This window comes from Chryseobacterium lathyri (genome assembly GCF_030812195.1).
Classification (GTDB): Bacteria; Bacteroidota; Bacteroidia; order Flavobacteriales; family Weeksellaceae; genus Chryseobacterium; species Chryseobacterium lathyri_A.
On sequence record NZ_JAUSSF010000002.1, the window covers coordinates 930,055 to 945,943 of the forward strand.

The window sequence follows — 15,889 nt, forward strand, 5'->3', positions numbered from 1 at the left end:
TATGGTGGTAAGGCTTCGTGGTTTGGTATACTCTTAGAATAATAGTACAACGAAATATCAAAACCCGGAGTCGTAAAGATTTCGGGTTTTTTATTGCGCAATATTTAAACTTCAGTTTCCCCGAAATTTTTTCAATATCAGGAAGAACAGAATCATTGAACCTTTTTAAGATTCCAATGTATTGTTCCTCATTACAAATAGATCAACTAATATTTTAGTTGATAAAAATAGTATGCACAGATCAAAATCTTGGATCTTGTGTCTGACATTTTATGTCTTAAAAATAAAACAATGGGAAATTTAAAACTAAAAGGAAAAGATATATTAAAACTCGGGTATCCGAATAATCAAAGCGTCAATGTGGCTTTGGAGGTCATGAAAAGAAATTTTGCAACGAAGAATATTCATCATGTAAAATCTATTCTGAAAGACATCCTTCTCAACCCGGAAAGCTTTGAAAAAGACCTGACATTCGGGCAAATTGCAGAATCACTGCTTTCATCCAGAAAAACAGAAAAAAGAATGCTCAATACACAGCGTGCCTCCTTTCAGATTTTTGGAAACAATATCTCTGAAGAAGCAAAAAACCAGTTGTATACAGCATTAAAACTGCCAATTTCAACCCAGGGCGCTTTAATGCCCGATGCGCACAGCGGTTACGGGCTGCCGATAGGTGGCGTTCTGGCTGTTGAAAACGCGGTTATACCTTATGGCGTAGGAATGGATATTGGCTGCAGGATGAGCCTCAGTATTTTGGATATACCCGTTTCATATCTTGACGGAGCAAGAGATAAATATGAAAAAGCTCTTGCCGAACACACCAAATTCGGGATGTATGAAGTTCATAAATCTCATATTGATCATGAAATCTTTGAAAGAGATACCTTCGATATGATCCCGGTTTTGAGGAGGTTAAAAGGAAAGGCCATCAAACAGATGGGCTCTTCCGGCGGAGGAAATCATTTTGTGGAATTCGGAGAAGTGGAGATCACGGAAGAAGATAACCAGATCGGCCTTCCGAAAGGAAAATACCTGGGGATTTTATCTCACAGCGGTTCCAGGGGGTTAGGAGCTGAGATCGCCCAATACTATTCAAGAACAGCTGCAGACCAGTGTCCGTTGCCAAAAGAAGCCCAGCAGTTTGCCTGGCTGGATCTCAATAGCCATCTAGGCCTGGAATACTGGACTGCAATGAATCTTGCAGGAGATTACGCTTCTGCCTGCCACGATGATATTCATAGAAGACTGGTAAAAGCTGTTGGTGGCAGAGTAAAAGCAAGGATTGAAAATCATCACAATTTCGCATGGAAAGAAATTCATAACGGAAAAGAAGTGATTGTCCACAGGAAAGGTGCAACTCCCGCCAACGTAAATGAATTGGGCATGATTCCGGGATCCATGACGGCAAAAGGTTTTATCGTCCGTGGGAAAGGTAATCCCGATGCTTTGAATTCAGCATCACACGGAGCTGGAAGAGCTCATTCGAGAGGAGAATGCAGGAGCCTTTTTACTCAGAATGACATTAAAAAAGAGCTTAAGCTGAAGAAGGTCACTTTGATAGGTGGAAATACAGAAGAAGCACCAATGGCTTACAAGGATATTCATGAAGTAATGAATGCACAGAGCGAATTGGTAGACATTCTCGGAACATTTCAACCCCGAATTGTGAGAATGGATAAATAAATTTTAGTTGCAGGTTTCTGGTTATCAGTTTGAAAATTATAACTGGTGACCGGGGACCAGTAATTAGTAACAAAAGAAATAAGAAAATGGGAGCACCTCATAACATAAAAAGATACGGAGAGGTCTGGCCGGAGTTTAGAATCCTGTACGGGCTTGAAATTTTAAATAAACTAAAAGATAAAGTCATTATATCAGGTGGCTGGGCGTGGCATTTTATGTCAGAAACTGGGCATACAGAATACAAGCATGCCCATGACCACAAGGATATTGATGTTTTTGTAAAGAAAGAAAACGCCGCAGAAGCAGTTATGATTCTTCAGCAGGAAGGTTTTCAAAAAGTATGGACCCGCTATGATCATCTGCAGAGTGCAGAAAACTTCCGCAGGTATGAAAAAACAGCTGTACTGGAAAATGGAAAATCTCACAGAATTACTATAGATTTCTTCGAGAGAAATGATCTGGAAACCATTGAAATTAATGGTTTTACAGTAGTGAAGCCTGAACTTTTACTGACGTTTTACAGAAACATTCATTCCAGTGATAAATGCTGGGCCGTAATGGCTGCTAAAGATTTATTGCAGAGAAGAATTGATCCTGTTGGTCATCCAAAATTAAGTGAAATACCTAAAGTAAATTAAAATGAAAAAACTCATACAAATAACCTCAGGAAAAGGACCTTTAGAATGCCAGTGGGTCACTGCAAAAGTTCTGAAGGTCTTCCTTGAGGAAGTTAAAAACAATGCAATAGATTACGAAATCATCCACCGCGAAAACGGAGATGAAAACCTGACTTTGAAATCTGTAACCATCCTTTTAAAAGCAAAAGAACTGGATACATTCTTAAAAACATGGTTAGGAAGCATATGCTGGACCGGAAAAAGTACATTCAGGAAACTTCATAAAAGAAGCAACTGGTTTATCGGTATCTTCGAGCTGGAAGGATTGGAGAAAATCAATTTCAGTGAAAAAGATATTCATTTCCAGACTACTAGAAGCCAGGGAAGTGGCGGACAAAATGTAAATAAAGTCAATACGGCTGTTCGTGCCATTCACATACCAACCGGAGAAAGTGTATTTGCACAGGATTCCCGGTCTCAGCTTGAGAATAAAAAGCTGGCCATTATACGGCTGAAAGAGAAAGTGGCTGGACTGTATATTAAACAGTTGGAAAAAAGAATGCAGGATACCTGGAGTAATCATCTTCAGGTGCAGAGAGGGAATCCGGTCCGTATATTTTCAGGAACAAATTTTAAAAAGAACCATCAGGATAAATCATTCAAAAAACAGAGGAATATCCTGAAAAAAGAATTGAAAAACGATAGAAATGAGCTTAACTAAGAGTAAATATTTTGCAGCACTGGACAATTATCCATACGCCCTTCCGAACTGCCCGTAAAATATCCCTCAAAAAAGTAAATAATTCATGGCCGGAAGAAATTTCCGGCTTTGATGATTTCAAAAGTCCCTTTTTTCGTAGATTTAGTATATGAAACACTATATTTTTTTGATAATGATTTTTGGACTGAGCTGAACAAAAAATTTGGACATACATGCATTCGAAACTTCTCAGTGCCTTTCTTCAATAAAGATAAAACAATGTGTATCGTTCAAAACTCAACTTCCTGTGGCTATATTAAATGGAAGTGGATATACAGCAATTTATAAAAAGATCAATGGAGAATGGGTTGAAATTAAATCATTTCAGAATTGGATTAGCTAGGATATGAAAATAAATTATACAATAAAAACACTTCAGCTAAAAGAAACCTTCTCCATCTCCTATGGGAATTATGATACAAGAGAAGCATTGCTGGTAGAATTATCTTATTTAAACTGTAAAGGATATGGTGAATGTGTTGCCATAGATTATTATCATATTGATCTGAAAAAATTTATCATCAGATTAAAAGAGATACAGTCTTTAATTGAAAAGCAGAATGTCACCCATCCCAAAGACTTTTTTCACTTTCTTTCAACGCTGAATCTTCATCCGTTTTTAATGTCAGCGTTAGATTGTGCCTATTGGGATCTTTTTGGAAAACTTGAAAACAAAAGCTTTACAGAATTAAATCACATTCCTTACGAGAACTTAGCAGAAAGCTCAATTACCATTTCAGTAGCGGATATTGAAGATCAGATCCGCAAAATAGAAAAAAGCAGCTGGAACAGATTTAAAGTAAAATGTAAAGGATTGAATAAAGACAATATCGAAAAGCTGTTAAGGCTGAACCGCAATATCGCATTAGATTCCAATGCAAGTTTTACAGATCAGGATTGTCTCTGGCTTCAGGAAAATAAAGATGTCCGAAAATTCTCTTATCTGGAGCAGCCGCGGCCGGTTGACCAGTATAAAGTTCTAAGAAAAGAAGGTTTTGCCAACTGGATGGCAGATGAGGATTCTCAAGGTCTGAATTCCCTTGAAGAGCTACTGCCTTATTATAAAAGTGTCAATATCAAGCTGATGAAATGTGGAGGACTTACTCCGGCATTGGAAATGATCATAAAAGCAAAAGAACTGGGATATAAAACAATGATCGGATGCATGACGGAATCTACCGTTGGAATCTCCGCTGGTTGTTTATTGACAGGGCTGGCTGACTTTGCTGATCTTGATGGTGCAAACCTTATTTCCAATGACTATGCCTCCGGAAATTTTGTAGAAAACGGAAAAATAATTTTATCCGGGAAACCAGGTTTGGGAATAATGTTAAAATAAAGGAGAAGAAATTATATATTGTAAGTAATGAAGATCATATCCTAAACTCTCCAAGACAGAAATTCTACTTCTTATTCACAGAAATCAGGTAATCATATACCATCTGATGCTGATCATCGCTGAGCTTGGCTTTCGGAGCCATTCTGCTTAATGTTTTGATCCATCCCTGATCATCGTGTTTAGCCGGATCCGGAAGTTTGTGGCATTGCGAACATGAATTTTCAAAAATAGTTTTACCTTGAACCAGCTGCTCGGATGCAGTGTACTTTGGCCCCGTTACAGCAATGCTTTTAGGTCCACATGATACCATAAATACAGCACCCGCGATTATACTTAAGATTATTTTTTTCATATCCATATCTGATTTGGTGATTATTTTTTCACTGAAACAATATAGTCATATACCCATTGATGTTGCTCGTCAGTAAGTTTCGCTTTCGGAGCCATTGAATTCATGATTCCTACCCACTGTACAGATGTGTGTGCTGTAGGATCCGGGAGCTTATGGCATTTTCCGCATGCATTTTCAAAGATTGTTTTTCCCTGAGCTATTTGTTCTGCAGTAGAAACAGCAGGTCCTATAGGTCCGGCTGTAGAAGCTTTTGGTGTACAGGAAGCCAGAGATAGGCAAGTAAATAATGCAACAACGGAAATTTTTTTCATGTTTCTTGAATTTTGATTAGTAACAAATGTAAGAATTTACCACTCCCCTTGATGAAGCAAGCCTTAGTTTTAATTTAGAAGAAATAAAATTAATTCCTGTTTATATGGAAGTTTGAAGGTTATTTTTATATTTTTGAATCAATGAAATTTACTACAGAAGAACTAATAGAAGGAATACGGTCAGGAAATAAGCGCCTGATCGCAAAAGCTATTACATTAGTCGAAAGTAAAAAAGCTGAACACAGAACCCAGGCGGAAGAACTTCTGAAGAAAATAATGCCCTTCTCGGGAAATTCCATAAGAGTTGGAATCACCGGAGTTCCCGGCGCAGGAAAGTCTACATTCATTGAAAATTTCGGAAGGCTTGCTATTGCTAATGGTAAAAAAGTGGCTGTTCTTGCCATCGATCCCAGCTCTTCCATTAATAAAGGAAGCATTTTGGGGGATAAAACCAGAATGGAAGAATTGGCCAAAGAAGAACGTGCTTTTATCCGTCCTTCCCCGAGTTCCGGATTTCTTGGCGGTATTGCCAATACCACCTTTGAGACCATGATCATCTGCGAAGCGGCAGGATACGATTATATTTTGATCGAAACGGTTGGGGTGGGGCAGTCTGAAGTGCTCGTAGCCGATATTACCGATGTGTTTTTATTCCTGAAGATCATTGGCGGAGGAGACGAGCTTCAGGGAATTAAAAGAGGTATCATGGAAATGGTAGATCTTATCTTTATCAATAAAGTAGAAAAGGATAACCTTCAGAAAGCAAAAAATACAAGGCTGGAACTGAAACGTGCACTGGATTTTATTCCTCCCAAAGAAAAAGGCTGGAAAATCCCTATACTTTTAGGTTCTGCCCTTTACAATGAAGGCTTGGAAGAAATATACAGTAAGATTGATGAATTTATAGATTTAAAAAAGAAAACTGCACGCTTTAGTGAAGTCCGTACCCATCAGGCAGAAAAACGTTTTGAATATTGGGTTCAGGAATATATCCTGGCTATGATGAAAAGAAGTGATTCCGTAGAAGCTGCTTATGCACAGCACAAAAAAAATGCTTCAGAAATGGTTTCTAATCCCAGCACTGAAGCAAAATTGTTTGTTGAAAAATTTTTATCTAAAGACTAAAGTTTCTCCTTCTCTTTTGGCGCTTCCTCATTTTTAGAAATATAACCGTCATAAGTAATCGGCTGTCTGTCATTACTTCTCATTGAAACAAATGCTTTACCGTTCTTAAAAATTTCTATATTAATCTCATCAACATTTCTTGCATCATTTGGCTTAATCTTTAAGGTCCAGTTTCCTTTTTTATTCTGAGACTTATTGACAGTGAAGTCTTTGGAGGTAAAACGGTAGCTGTTTTTATCTCTATCTCCGAAAGAAGGATTAAATACTCTTCCGAAATAAGGAAGTACAACCTCCAAATTGTTTTTATTGATTATAATGCTATAGTTGTCCCCGTTAAGCTCTAAAATCCTCATTGATGTAGAATTTGGCATTGAATTCATAACATTGATAACGTCATAATTCATAGGGTTTGCTCTTTGTGCATGAAAAGTAAACTCCTGGGAATCTACAAGCGCATCAACTGTTTTGGAATCTAGTGAAGCCTGCGAGGAACAGCTTTGGAAGAAAAAAAGAAATCCCAAAATAAATATAAGTGAAATATAATTTTTCATAACCGTAATAATTGTTAAATTTAAATAGCAAATTGTATGCAAATATATTCCTTCTGAATCATTTTGGAATAAAAATTGTAAATGTTCAATTATTAACACTCAAACAACTATGAAATTTACACATCTATTAGGAATAGGAGCAGTTGCTTTATCAGCTGTAGCATGTACTACTAATCCAATTACGGGAAGGTCTTCATTACAGATCGCCAATAATTCGGAAATATTAACAATGTCTGCTCAGGAATATAAGACGACATTGTCTAAATCTAAGATTATCACCGGAACTTCAGATGCAAAAAGAATAGGGAGTGTAGGAAGCAGAATAAAAAGTGCAGCAGAAAGATATTATCAGAGTATAGGAAGATCTGCAGACCTTGCGAATTACAATTGGGAATTTAATCTTATACAGAGTAATGAGCTGAATGCCTGGTGTATGCCTGGCGGAAAAGTTGCCGTTTATACAGGGATTCTTCCTGTTACAAAAAATGATAATGGCCTGGCTGTAGTGATGGGACATGAAGTTTCACATGCTTTAGCAGGGCATGGCAATGAAAGAATTTCTCAGGCTATGGTTGCGCAGTACGGAGGCTCTATTCTGGGTGGAACAATTTCCAATTCACAATGGGCCGGTATTTTCGAAAAAGTATATCCTATCGGATCGCAGGTAGCCCTGTTGAAATACGGTAGAAATCAGGAATCAGAGGCAGACCAGATGGGACTGTACCTGATGTCTATGGCAGGATATGATCCAAGAGAGGCAATTCCTTTTTGGAACAGAATGGAAGGGGCAGCATCAGGCGCAAGACAGCCTGAATTCCTGTCGACTCACCCGAATCCTGAAACAAGGATTTCAGATATCAATAAAAACCTTCCAAAAGCTTTGGAATACTATAAAGCGGCCGGAGGGAAAATATAATTATTTCAGAATTTAATCTTGTATAGAGCCTTATTGAATTTTTCACTAAATTGGGTAAGGCTTTTTCAATATAAACCACTAAACACAATATTTATGAAAAGTTTATCAATTACCGGGCTTATACTGCTTGCCGTTTCGGCGTTGCTTTTTTATCTGACCACTGATTTTACGGTAGGAGGAATTACCATCTCACATATGATGGGCGTAATGGCCGGCGTAGGAATTGGTCTTATTATTGGCGGAATGGTAGGATATGTAAGCAAAGGAAGCGCGATAAAGGCTGAAGAGAAAAAAAGAGAATTCAAAAGACTACAGCAGGAAAAAGAAGATCTGGAAAAACAGGCGGCAGATATTGCCAGAAGAGAAGCGGAACTTCAACAAAATCAAAACCCTCAAATTTAATATTTGAGGGTTTTTTATAGTGTTATTTTCAGATTATTTAAACTTATAACCTACACCTACTAAAAACAGATTAGGTCTGTTGTCATACCTGATTTCCGATCCGGAAACCTTATTGATGAAGTTCCTTTCGTCTTTGCTGAAAGCCCCTTCATATCGGGCATTGATGATCAGTTTTTTGATTTCAAGCTGTGCGCCGAACTGGTACCCTACCGTGAAATCGTTTTTAACGTTTTCTTTAAAATCGTTGTAGGTATCGTCCTTGCTTAAATTATAGCTGGCTACAGGTCCTACAAAAACCCCGAGCATATCTCCTAAAAGATTATACCCTAAAAGAACAGGCATATCGATACGGTTGCTCTTTACATCAAAAGTAGTATTCTCCGTAGTGAATTCATTTTTGAAGTGAGTGTAGTATAGTTCCGGCATTACATAAAGTGCAGTCGGAAGTCCTATTTTTAAAGAAAGTCCCACGTTGAAACCTGCATTGTTTTTTCCTGTTCCCTCAATGGCTTCATTTACCGTTCCTTTAATGTTTTTCCAGGAAGGAGATCCTGTCGGGAATATTAGGTTGGCTTTTCCTGCCAGAGAAATCTGTGCAGAAGCGAACATTGAAAACCCGATTAACGCTATACTAAGTACCTTTTTCATTATCATCTATTTTAGAGATTGTATTTTCAATCGTTTTATTATTTTCAAGTAAATATTCTCTCAGTTCTTTAAACAGTTCTGAAGAATAAACGAAGTCAATAAGATTTTTATTGCCTGCAGTAATGAGAATATCCTTGTTTCCTTCCCATTCTTTGATTCCCAGTCTCAGGTATACAATTTTCTCCCCAATCGTCATCACGGAATTCATATCGTGCGTGTTGATGATGGTAGTTGTATTATATTCTTTGGTGATTTCAAGAAGAAGATCATCAATGACATTGGAAGTATAAGGGTCAAGACCGGAATTCGGTTCATCGCAGAACAGATATTTCGGATTGTTCACGATCGCCCTTGCAATGGCAACACGTTTCTGCATTCCCCCGGAAATCTCAGACGGAAATTTCCTGCCAGCCTTATCAAGGTGCACTCTGCCGATTACTTCAAATACTCTTTTCTTTTTTTCTCTGAAAGTAAGATTGGTAAACATATCCAGTGGAAACATGATATTTTCTTCCACTGTAAGAGAATCAAAAAGTGCACTGCCTTGGAATACTGTTCCGATCTCTGAGCGCAGGTGCTGTTTTTCCTCCCGTGTCATGACGTTAATATCTCTGCCGTCAAAAAGGATTTCTCCTGATGAGGGCTGATAAACATTCAGTAAGCTTTTCAGGAAAACTGTTTTTCCGGAGCCACTCTGTCCAATGATCAGGTTTACCTTTCCTTTATCAAAAGAAGTTGAAATTCCCTTAAGCACTTCAACCTCGTCAAAACTCTTCTTAAGATCTTTTACCTCAATCATTAGCTTAATATTAATTGGGTTAAAATTAATTCAGAAATAATAATGAATACCATGGTCCATACTACAGCCTGTGTGCTGGCTCTACCAACTTCCAGCGATCCTCCTTTTACATTATATCCGAAGTAAGAAGGCACTGTAGCAATAATAAAAGCAAATACTGTGGTTTTTATAAACGCGTAATAGACGAATAAATTCGGCATATACATCTGGATACCTACTATATAATCATTTTCCGTCCAGTTTCCCGTCAGGATACCTGCCAGGTACCCACCTCCGATACCGAATACGATACTGATGGCAATAAGCAGGGGATTGAAAATGACACAGGCAAAAATTTTTGGCAATATCAGGAAATTGGGTGAGTTTACCCCCATGATGTCCAATGCATCGATCTGTTCGGAAACCCTCATGGTCCCTATGCTTGATGCAATATAGGATCCTACTTTACCTGCCAGGATAAGGCTGATAATGGTCGGCGAAAATTCCAGTACCAAAACAGCTTTTGTGGCATATCCCACAAATGAAGGCGGAATAGGAAAAGAAGACGAATCAAAATTATTGAACATCTGGATAGCCACTACGGCTCCCACAAATATAGAAGTGAAGATCACAAGCCCAAAAGAATTGACGCCGAGATCATTGATTTCTCTCATGAACAGCTTCCAAAAAACCCTCATTTTCTGGGGTTTCTGCAAGGATTTACCTAGAAGGATAATGTACTCTCCTATTGCTGTAAAAAACTTTTTTAACATGCTGCTAAATTAGACTTTTTTTATTTAATTAAGGTTAGGCCTCAGATGCTCAACGGAGGTTTATTAAACCTTAGAAGCAAATATGATTCCTCAATTTTAATCTTAACCTTTTGTTTTATTTATTTCGCATTTTTATCACCACCGATCACCAATAAGACGGTCTTTAAAATAATGATCAGATCCAAAACAAAACTCCAGTTTCTTACATAGAATGTGTCTGCAAGAATCCGTTTTTTCATTTCCACCTCCACATCTCCATAATCTCCCCGTAGCCCGCTTACCTGGGCAAGGCCGGTGATACCAGGCGACACCATACTTCTTAAGCTGTATCTTCCTATCTTGGGTTTATAAAAATTATCAACAGCAAGCATATGCGGACGTGGCCCTACAATGGACATTTCACCTTTTAGGACATTGATAAACTGAGGAAGCTCATCAAGGCTGGTTTTCCTAAGAAATTTTCCTATTTTAGTGATCCTTACATCATTTTCTTCCGTAGTTTTTGTTGCAGATTCATCATTAACGATCATGGTTCTGAATTTGAGACAGGAGAATACTTCTTCATGGAAGCCATATCTCTTTTGGACAAAGAAAACAGGTCCTTTAGACGTTATTTTGATGAGAACTGCAATAATCGGAAATAGCCAGGAACCTAGTAAAACCAATATAAGGATAGAAAAAGAAATGTCAAAAATTCTTTTAACCAGGAAGTTGGAGTAATAATCCAAAGGATATTTTGCCTGGCTGAGAATAGGCTGCGTCTGAATATATCCAAGATCATACAGGAAAAAATCGCTCTGTGTAATGCTCGGAATTAATGAGACGTGAACTTTATGGTCTTCAGCAAGTTTGAAGATTTCAGTTTCAAGACTTTCGGTGAAATGGTTTTCTGTAGATAAAAACAATGTGTGGATTCCGTTTTTTTTCCAAAACTCAACGAGCTCGCTTGGTTTTATATCAGACGTTCCGTACTCAAATATTTTATATCCGTAATCTTTTCTGTCCTGAAATATATTCTTCAAAATTTCAGTAGAGCCTGTTTCTCCCAAAAACATCACATTTCTATAATTGATCCCCAGTGAGCGGAAATATTTTATAGTAAAATAAATGATCGATTTCGCAAGAAAAATAAAGAAAAAAAGATAGAAGGAAAGCCAGTAAATATCTGAATTAAAAAATACATTTTTGCTTACTTTTCCAATGAGCAGAACACCGAGTATAAAAAACAGAAAATGGATAAGAAGGCGTTCCAGAAATAAAGTATAGGTAAGATTTCTTTGAATATTATAAATTTTTGTTCTGCCGCTTAGAAGCATCCAGAACAAAAAAAGCAATACCAGGGAAAAAATATTCTGATACCAGGTTTCTTCATGGTATCTTAAACTTTCGTTCCTGCTTATGAAAAAGAATATGAAGATAGATGCAATAACCAAAAGGTCAAGCAAAATAATGATCGATTTCAGGTATCTAGAGTATCGAATTCTCTGCATCTATTAGTCTTTATAATGGATACGAAGAGCTAAGGTAAGTATTTTTACGGGATATTCAGGTATTTATGGGTCTGAACCGAGGCTCGCCATTCCGGATGGGCTAAAATAAAATCGGTGATCTTTGGATACATTTCATCACGCTTGCTCCATTCGCTCTGCATATACAATTTGCAATTTTCAGAAACCTTTGTTGCCTGTTCCTGGGCAAATGTAAAGTCATGCTGATTGAAAATGATTACTTTAAGCTCACTGGCTTTTTCATAGATTTCTTCTTTCGGAAGTCCTGTTTTCTTAGGCGAAAGGGTAATCCAGTCGATCTGTCCGCTCAACGGGTAGGCTCCTGAGGTCTCAATATGGATAGTGCATCCCAATTCTTTTAATTTGGATGTTAAAATATCTAAATTCCACATCAACGGTTCCCCGCCGGTTAAAACAATTGTCTTACAGTGCCTTGCGGCAGTTTCTGCAATTTCTTCTGCATTCATCAATGGATGAAGGTTTGGATCCCAGCTTTCCTTTACGTCACACCAGTGACATCCGACGTCGCAGCCTCCCAATCTGATGAAATAGGATGCTTTTCCGGTGTGTGCCCCTTCTCCCTGTAAAGTGTAAAAATGCTCCATTACGGGGAGCATTTTACCTTCTTTTAATAAAATATCTTCTTCTTTGTTCATTTTAAAATTAGTCGTTATAGACTGAAGTTTTGTAAGCGATGATGGTATTTTTCATCAGCATGGCTCTGGTCATAGGGCCTACTCCTCCAGGGACCGGTGTGATCCAGCTTGCTTTGGCTGCACAGCTGTCAAAATCTACATCCCCTGCCAGGTAGTATCCTTTTGGAGAGTCATCGTCTACTCTTGTGATACCAACATCCACGATTACTGCGCCGTCTTTGATCATATCTCCTTTTAAGAAATGAGGATCACCTAATGCGGTAATAACAATGTCTGCTTTCTTTGTATATTCTTCGATGTCTTTTGTGTAAGAGTGTGTTAAAGTCACGGTAGAGTTACCCGGGAAATCCTTTCTTCCCATCAGGATGCTCATAGGTCTTCCCACGATTTTGCTTCTTCCGATAATGACACAGTCTTTTCCTTTGGTTTCAATATTATATCTTTCCAGTAATGTCAGGATTCCAAAAGGGGTAGCTGGAAGGAAAGTGTCCATTTCCAATGCCATTTTCCCAAAATTTTCAGGATGGAAACCATCTACGTCTTTTCTTGGATCAATCGCCAGAATGATTTTTTCCTGATCGATCTGATCCGGTAAAGGAAGTTGTACGATAAAACCGTCTACCTCCTTAGATTTATTTAATTCATCAATTTTCTCCAGCAATTCAGACTCGGAAACAGTGCTTGGGAACTTTAAAAGCGAAGAGCGGAATCCTACTTCCTCACAGTCTTTTACTTTACTGTTTACATATGCCTTGCTTGCCCCGTTGTTTCCTACAAGAATGGCAACCAAATGTGGTGCTCTTTTCTTGCCCTCAAGGATCTTTTGCACTTCAACCTTGATTTCTGCCTTTATTTCTTTGGATACTTTAAGTCCGTCAAGAATTTCTGCCATTTTTACTTTTTTTACTTTTATTTAGATTTTATTGAATACAACAATATCCTGGAATTCATCGGCACTTTCCTTTTCTACATTGGTTCTCCAGAATCCTTCTTTTATCGTGGTTACTTTTAATCCTGCTTCTGCTGCCATCTCATTCAGCAGGGGAATGCTTACTGCAATATTGGCTGCAGTTACTTTATCATCCATAAGCCTGTAGCCTTCATGCTGATGCGGGAACGGCATTGTGCCGAATTCAGCTTTAGACTCATCATACAGGAAGAATGTAGCCAGACATTGTCCGTCATTCTTCAGCACCCTGCTGATTTCCTTAAGATATCTCTTGATTTCAGGAATCTGCATATGAGTGAAAACTGAAAACAGAAATGTTTTGTCAAACCGGGCATTATCATACGGAAATGTAAAATTTTCCGCCTTTTGGCTGAAAGTATTATACAAGTCGTTATAAATCGGGGTAAACTTGAATTTAAAATTCGGGTGTTTTTTGCCGATATTTTTATTACACCAGTTGATTCCTTTTTCTACAGCATCAAAACCGTCATATGTTCCTTTATCAATAATGCCGGTAAGGGCTACTGCCGTTCTTCCGATCCCGCACCCCACATCCAGAACATGATCTGTATTTTGTAATCCGATATATTTTTTAAGCGCATTCACCTGGCGGATTCCGTGAGGGATAAAGTCACTGCCACCTACATAAATGTCTCCTTTTTTAGGTTCATTTTCAGATCTTTTTCCGGTAAGCCCATTGTAGAGATCTATCGGGAAATAGTAGACCTTTCTCCCCAAAAGCCTGAGGCTGGGAGGAAGCTTATAATAATATGACCGTAATGCAGACATCTGCTACTTGTTTCCTTTATAATAATTGATCAGTCCATTCGTAGAGCTGTCATGAGAACTGATTGCCTCATTGTTTTCAAGCTCAGGAAGGATTTTATTGGCTAAAACTTTTCCTAATTCCACTCCGAACTGGTCGAAGCTGAAAATATTCCAGATTACACCCTGAACGAAAATCTTATGCTCGTACATGGCAATTAACTGTCCTAACGAAAAAGAAGTTAATTCATTGAATAATATAGAGTTAGTTGGTGTGTTTCCGTGAAAGACCTTGTAGTTTAATAACTTGTCAATTTCTGCATCGGATTTTCCAGCGCTTCTTAATTCTTCTTCTACTTCCTCTTCAGATTTCCCGAAGGCAAGCGCTTCAGTCTGTGCAAAAAAGTTAGCTAAAAGTTTCGGCTGATGATCAGAAACTGCGTTGCTGCTTTTCACATAAGCAATAAAATCTGCAGGAATAAGTTCAGTTCCCTGATGAATTAGCTGGTAGAAAGCATGCTGGCCGTTCGTACCCGGTTCGCCCCAGATAATAGGCCCGGTTTCATATTCTACGAATTCTCCGTTCCTGTCTACACATTTTCCGTTACTTTCCATATCTCCCTGCTGAAGATAGGCTGCAAATCTGTCCAGATATTGTGAATAGGGGAGGATCGCATAGCTTGTCGCTGCATAAAAATTACGGTACCAGATGCCTAAAAGGCCCATTAAAACCGGAACGTTTTCAGAGAAATCTGCAGTCTGGAAATGAAGATCCGTATCATGAGCACCTTTTAAAAGCTGCTCAAAATTATCATAACCTACTGCCAGAACAATACTCAGACCGATAGCGCTCCAGAGAGAATATCTTCCGCCTACCCAGTCCCAGAATTCGAAAATGTTTTCTTCTGCAATTCCAAAACTCTTAACTGCTTCAACGTTAGTGGATAAAGCCACAAAATGTTTAGCAACATCACCTTCTTTTCCTGCCTTTAAGAACCAATCTTTTGCAGAATTGGCATTGGTCATTGTTTCCTGAGTGGTAAAAGTCTTGGAAGCAATAATGAACAAAGTGGTTTCAGGATTCAGGGTCTTAACGGTTTCAGCAATGTGATTACCGTCAACATTGGAAACGAAATGAACGTTTAATCTTGTTTTAAAATGCTTTAAAGCTGAACAAACCATCACAGGTCCAAGATCTGAACCTCCGATTCCGATATTCACAACATCGGTAATTTCTTTTCCGCTGAAGCCTTTGTGTTCTCCTGAAATAATTTTCTCAGAGAATGCTTTCATATGGTCAAGAACTCTTCTGATCTGAGGTTTGATATTTTCACCGTCTACAATGATCTCTTTATCCGAGAAATCCCTTAATGCTGTATGCAGAACTGCTCTTCCTTCTGTTTCATTGATTTTATCACCTGAAAACATTTTAGAAATGGCGTCTTTCAGCTGGCATTCATTGGCCAGTTGTAGTAAAAGTTCCTTCGTTCTTGCATCGATCAGGTTTTTAGAATAATCAAAAAGGAAGTTATCTTTCTGTAGAGAGAATTCTTTAAAACGGTCAGGATTGTACTGGAAAAGGCTTCTTAAATCAAAGTCATTTCCTGCAAAATGTTCATCAAGAGCTTTCCAGCTGGTGGTTTGTATAGGATTTATTTTTGATAACATATTTTAGAAATTATATAGGTTCAGAAAACAAAAGGCTGAATCAAATGTTTAAAATCCATATCATTTATTTCTGATCTGCAAATTTAAG

General features: G+C 38.1%; 18 protein-coding genes. 7 read left to right on the plus strand and 11 right to left on the minus strand.

Annotated elements, in window-relative coordinates; genetic code table 11:
- Positions 1-291 precede the first annotated feature (291 nt).
- The 4 genes from J2T03_RS14475 (at position 292) to J2T03_RS14490 (ending at position 4,399) form a co-directional block, all read left to right on the plus strand.
- The gene (locus tag J2T03_RS14475; RefSeq protein WP_307212114.1) at positions 292-1,683 is read left to right on the plus strand and encodes an RtcB family protein; all 1,392 of its coding nucleotides are present in this window, start codon (positions 292-294) and stop codon (positions 1,681-1,683) included.
- An 86-nt stretch (positions 1,684-1,769) separates the two neighbouring features.
- Positions 1,770-2,321: a hypothetical protein gene (locus J2T03_RS14480; RefSeq protein WP_307212116.1), complete on the plus strand. Its 552-nt coding sequence runs from the start codon at positions 1,770-1,772 to the stop codon at positions 2,319-2,321.
- 1 nt (position 2,322) lies between these two features.
- Positions 2,323-3,021, plus strand: coding sequence for a peptide chain release factor H (gene prfH, locus J2T03_RS14485; RefSeq protein WP_307212118.1), 699 nt, complete (start codon positions 2,323-2,325; stop codon positions 3,019-3,021).
- Between the two features lie 385 nt (positions 3,022-3,406).
- On the plus strand, positions 3,407-4,399 hold the full coding sequence (locus J2T03_RS14490) for an enolase C-terminal domain-like protein (RefSeq protein WP_306841500.1): 993 nt from the start codon (positions 3,407-3,409) through the stop codon (positions 4,397-4,399).
- 64 nt (positions 4,400-4,463) lie between these two features.
- Here J2T03_RS14490 and J2T03_RS14495 read toward each other — a convergent pair whose 3' ends face one another.
- Both J2T03_RS14495 and J2T03_RS14500 read right to left on the minus strand, forming a co-directional pair.
- Positions 4,464-4,751, minus strand: a complete 288-nt coding sequence (locus tag J2T03_RS14495; RefSeq protein ID WP_306841502.1) for a cytochrome C — start codon at positions 4,749-4,751, stop codon at positions 4,464-4,466.
- A gap of 20 nt (positions 4,752-4,771) precedes the next feature.
- Entirely contained in the window at positions 4,772-5,062 is a 291-nt protein-coding gene (locus J2T03_RS14500; protein ID WP_307212120.1) for a c-type cytochrome, read from the minus strand.
- A 141-nt stretch (positions 5,063-5,203) separates the two neighbouring features.
- On the opposite strand from J2T03_RS14500, the gene meaB reads away from it, so the two are divergent.
- Positions 5,204-6,187, plus strand: a complete 984-nt coding sequence (gene meaB, locus J2T03_RS14505; protein ID WP_307212123.1) for a methylmalonyl Co-A mutase-associated GTPase MeaB — start codon at positions 5,204-5,206, stop codon at positions 6,185-6,187.
- Here meaB and J2T03_RS14510 read toward each other — a convergent pair.
- Complete coding sequence (locus J2T03_RS14510) at positions 6,184-6,738, minus strand: DUF4251 domain-containing protein (RefSeq protein ID WP_306841506.1); 555 nt, start codon at positions 6,736-6,738, stop codon at positions 6,184-6,186. The genes meaB and J2T03_RS14510 overlap by 4 nt on opposite strands.
- Before the next feature lie 109 nt (positions 6,739-6,847).
- Between J2T03_RS14510 and J2T03_RS14515 the strand changes: the two genes are divergently transcribed.
- Together J2T03_RS14515 and J2T03_RS14520 are read left to right on the plus strand one after the other, a co-directional pair.
- Positions 6,848-7,654, plus strand: coding sequence for a M48 family metallopeptidase (locus tag J2T03_RS14515; protein WP_306841508.1), 807 nt, complete (start codon positions 6,848-6,850; stop codon positions 7,652-7,654).
- Positions 7,655-7,747: 93 nt separating this feature from the next.
- A complete protein-coding gene (locus tag J2T03_RS14520) occupies positions 7,748-8,056 on the plus strand; it encodes a hypothetical protein (protein WP_306841510.1) in 309 nt (102 codons plus the stop codon).
- Positions 8,057-8,089: 33 nt separating this feature from the next.
- Here the strand turns inward: J2T03_RS14520 and J2T03_RS14525 are convergent, their stop codons facing one another.
- From J2T03_RS14525 to pgi, 8 genes are all read right to left on the minus strand, one after another.
- Complete coding sequence (locus J2T03_RS14525; protein ID WP_306841512.1) at positions 8,090-8,704, minus strand: outer membrane beta-barrel protein; 615 nt, start codon at positions 8,702-8,704, stop codon at positions 8,090-8,092.
- Positions 8,688-9,503 (minus strand): ABC transporter ATP-binding protein, encoded by an 816-nt coding sequence (locus tag J2T03_RS14530; RefSeq protein WP_111958469.1) that lies wholly within the window; start codon positions 9,501-9,503, stop codon positions 8,688-8,690. The genes J2T03_RS14525 and J2T03_RS14530 overlap by 17 nt, the downstream gene beginning before the upstream one ends.
- Positions 9,503-10,255 carry an MlaE family ABC transporter permease gene (locus J2T03_RS14535; protein WP_116015026.1) on the minus strand — a complete coding sequence of 251 codons (753 nt, stop codon included), beginning with the start codon at positions 10,253-10,255 and terminating at the stop codon, positions 9,503-9,505. The genes J2T03_RS14530 and J2T03_RS14535 overlap by 1 nt, the downstream gene beginning before the upstream one ends.
- 119 nt (positions 10,256-10,374) lie before the next feature.
- On the minus strand, positions 10,375-11,745 hold the full coding sequence (locus J2T03_RS14540; RefSeq protein WP_307212125.1) for an exopolysaccharide biosynthesis polyprenyl glycosylphosphotransferase: 1,371 nt from the start codon (positions 11,743-11,745) through the stop codon (positions 10,375-10,377).
- A 44-nt stretch (positions 11,746-11,789) separates the two neighbouring features.
- Positions 11,790-12,419, minus strand: a complete 630-nt coding sequence (locus J2T03_RS14545) for a 7-carboxy-7-deazaguanine synthase QueE (RefSeq protein ID WP_306841518.1) — start codon at positions 12,417-12,419, stop codon at positions 11,790-11,792.
- A gap of 7 nt (positions 12,420-12,426) precedes the next feature.
- The gene (locus tag J2T03_RS14550; RefSeq protein ID WP_306841520.1) at positions 12,427-13,311 is read right to left on the minus strand and encodes a bifunctional 5,10-methylenetetrahydrofolate dehydrogenase/5,10-methenyltetrahydrofolate cyclohydrolase; all 885 of its coding nucleotides are present in this window, start codon (positions 13,309-13,311) and stop codon (positions 12,427-12,429) included.
- Between the two features lie 21 nt (positions 13,312-13,332).
- Complete coding sequence (locus tag J2T03_RS14555) at positions 13,333-14,157, minus strand: class I SAM-dependent methyltransferase (protein WP_307212128.1); 825 nt, start codon at positions 14,155-14,157, stop codon at positions 13,333-13,335.
- A 3-nt stretch (positions 14,158-14,160) separates the two neighbouring features.
- Complete coding sequence (gene pgi, locus J2T03_RS14560; protein ID WP_307212131.1) at positions 14,161-15,801, minus strand: glucose-6-phosphate isomerase; 1,641 nt, start codon at positions 15,799-15,801, stop codon at positions 14,161-14,163.
- Positions 15,802-15,889 lie beyond the last annotated feature (88 nt).

What these genes read in the sequence shown, in the direction of transcription:
- J2T03_RS14510 (WP_306841506.1), bottom strand. Translation starts at nt 6,738, where the DNA reads ATGAAAAATTATATTTCACTTATATTTATTTTGGGATTTCTTTTTTTC.
- J2T03_RS14515 (WP_306841508.1), top strand. Translation starts at nt 6,848, where the DNA reads ATGAAATTTACACATCTATTAGGAATAGGAGCAGTTGCTTTATCAGCT.
- J2T03_RS14535 (WP_116015026.1), bottom strand. Translation starts at nt 10,255, where the DNA reads ATGTTAAAAAAGTTTTTTACAGCAATAGGAGAGTACATTATCCTTCTA.
- J2T03_RS14525 (WP_306841512.1), bottom strand. Translation starts at nt 8,704, where the DNA reads ATGAAAAAGGTACTTAGTATAGCGTTAATCGGGTTTTCAATGTTCGCT.
- J2T03_RS14550 (WP_306841520.1), bottom strand. Translation starts at nt 13,311, where the DNA reads ATGGCAGAAATTCTTGACGGACTTAAAGTATCCAAAGAAATAAAGGCA.
- meaB (WP_307212123.1), top strand. Translation starts at nt 5,204, where the DNA reads ATGAAATTTACTACAGAAGAACTAATAGAAGGAATACGGTCAGGAAAT.
- J2T03_RS14500 (WP_307212120.1), bottom strand. Translation starts at nt 5,062, where the DNA reads ATGAAAAAAATTTCCGTTGTTGCATTATTTACTTGCCTATCTCTGGCT.
- prfH (WP_307212118.1), top strand. Translation starts at nt 2,323, where the DNA reads ATGAAAAAACTCATACAAATAACCTCAGGAAAAGGACCTTTAGAATGC.
- J2T03_RS14495 (WP_306841502.1), bottom strand. Translation starts at nt 4,751, where the DNA reads ATGAAAAAAATAATCTTAAGTATAATCGCGGGTGCTGTATTTATGGTA.
- J2T03_RS14540 (WP_307212125.1), bottom strand. Translation starts at nt 11,745, where the DNA reads ATGCAGAGAATTCGATACTCTAGATACCTGAAATCGATCATTATTTTG.
- pgi (WP_307212131.1), bottom strand. Translation starts at nt 15,801, where the DNA reads ATGTTATCAAAAATAAATCCTATACAAACCACCAGCTGGAAAGCTCTT.
- J2T03_RS14530 (WP_111958469.1), bottom strand. Translation starts at nt 9,503, where the DNA reads ATGATTGAGGTAAAAGATCTTAAGAAGAGTTTTGACGAGGTTGAAGTG.
- J2T03_RS14490 (WP_306841500.1), top strand. Translation starts at nt 3,407, where the DNA reads ATGAAAATAAATTATACAATAAAAACACTTCAGCTAAAAGAAACCTTC.
- J2T03_RS14555 (WP_307212128.1), bottom strand. Translation starts at nt 14,157, where the DNA reads ATGTCTGCATTACGGTCATATTATTATAAGCTTCCTCCCAGCCTCAGG.
- J2T03_RS14480 (WP_307212116.1), top strand. Translation starts at nt 1,770, where the DNA reads ATGGGAGCACCTCATAACATAAAAAGATACGGAGAGGTCTGGCCGGAG.
- J2T03_RS14520 (WP_306841510.1), top strand. Translation starts at nt 7,748, where the DNA reads ATGAAAAGTTTATCAATTACCGGGCTTATACTGCTTGCCGTTTCGGCG.
- J2T03_RS14545 (WP_306841518.1), bottom strand. Translation starts at nt 12,419, where the DNA reads ATGAACAAAGAAGAAGATATTTTATTAAAAGAAGGTAAAATGCTCCCC.
- J2T03_RS14475 (WP_307212114.1), top strand. Translation starts at nt 292, where the DNA reads ATGGGAAATTTAAAACTAAAAGGAAAAGATATATTAAAACTCGGGTAT.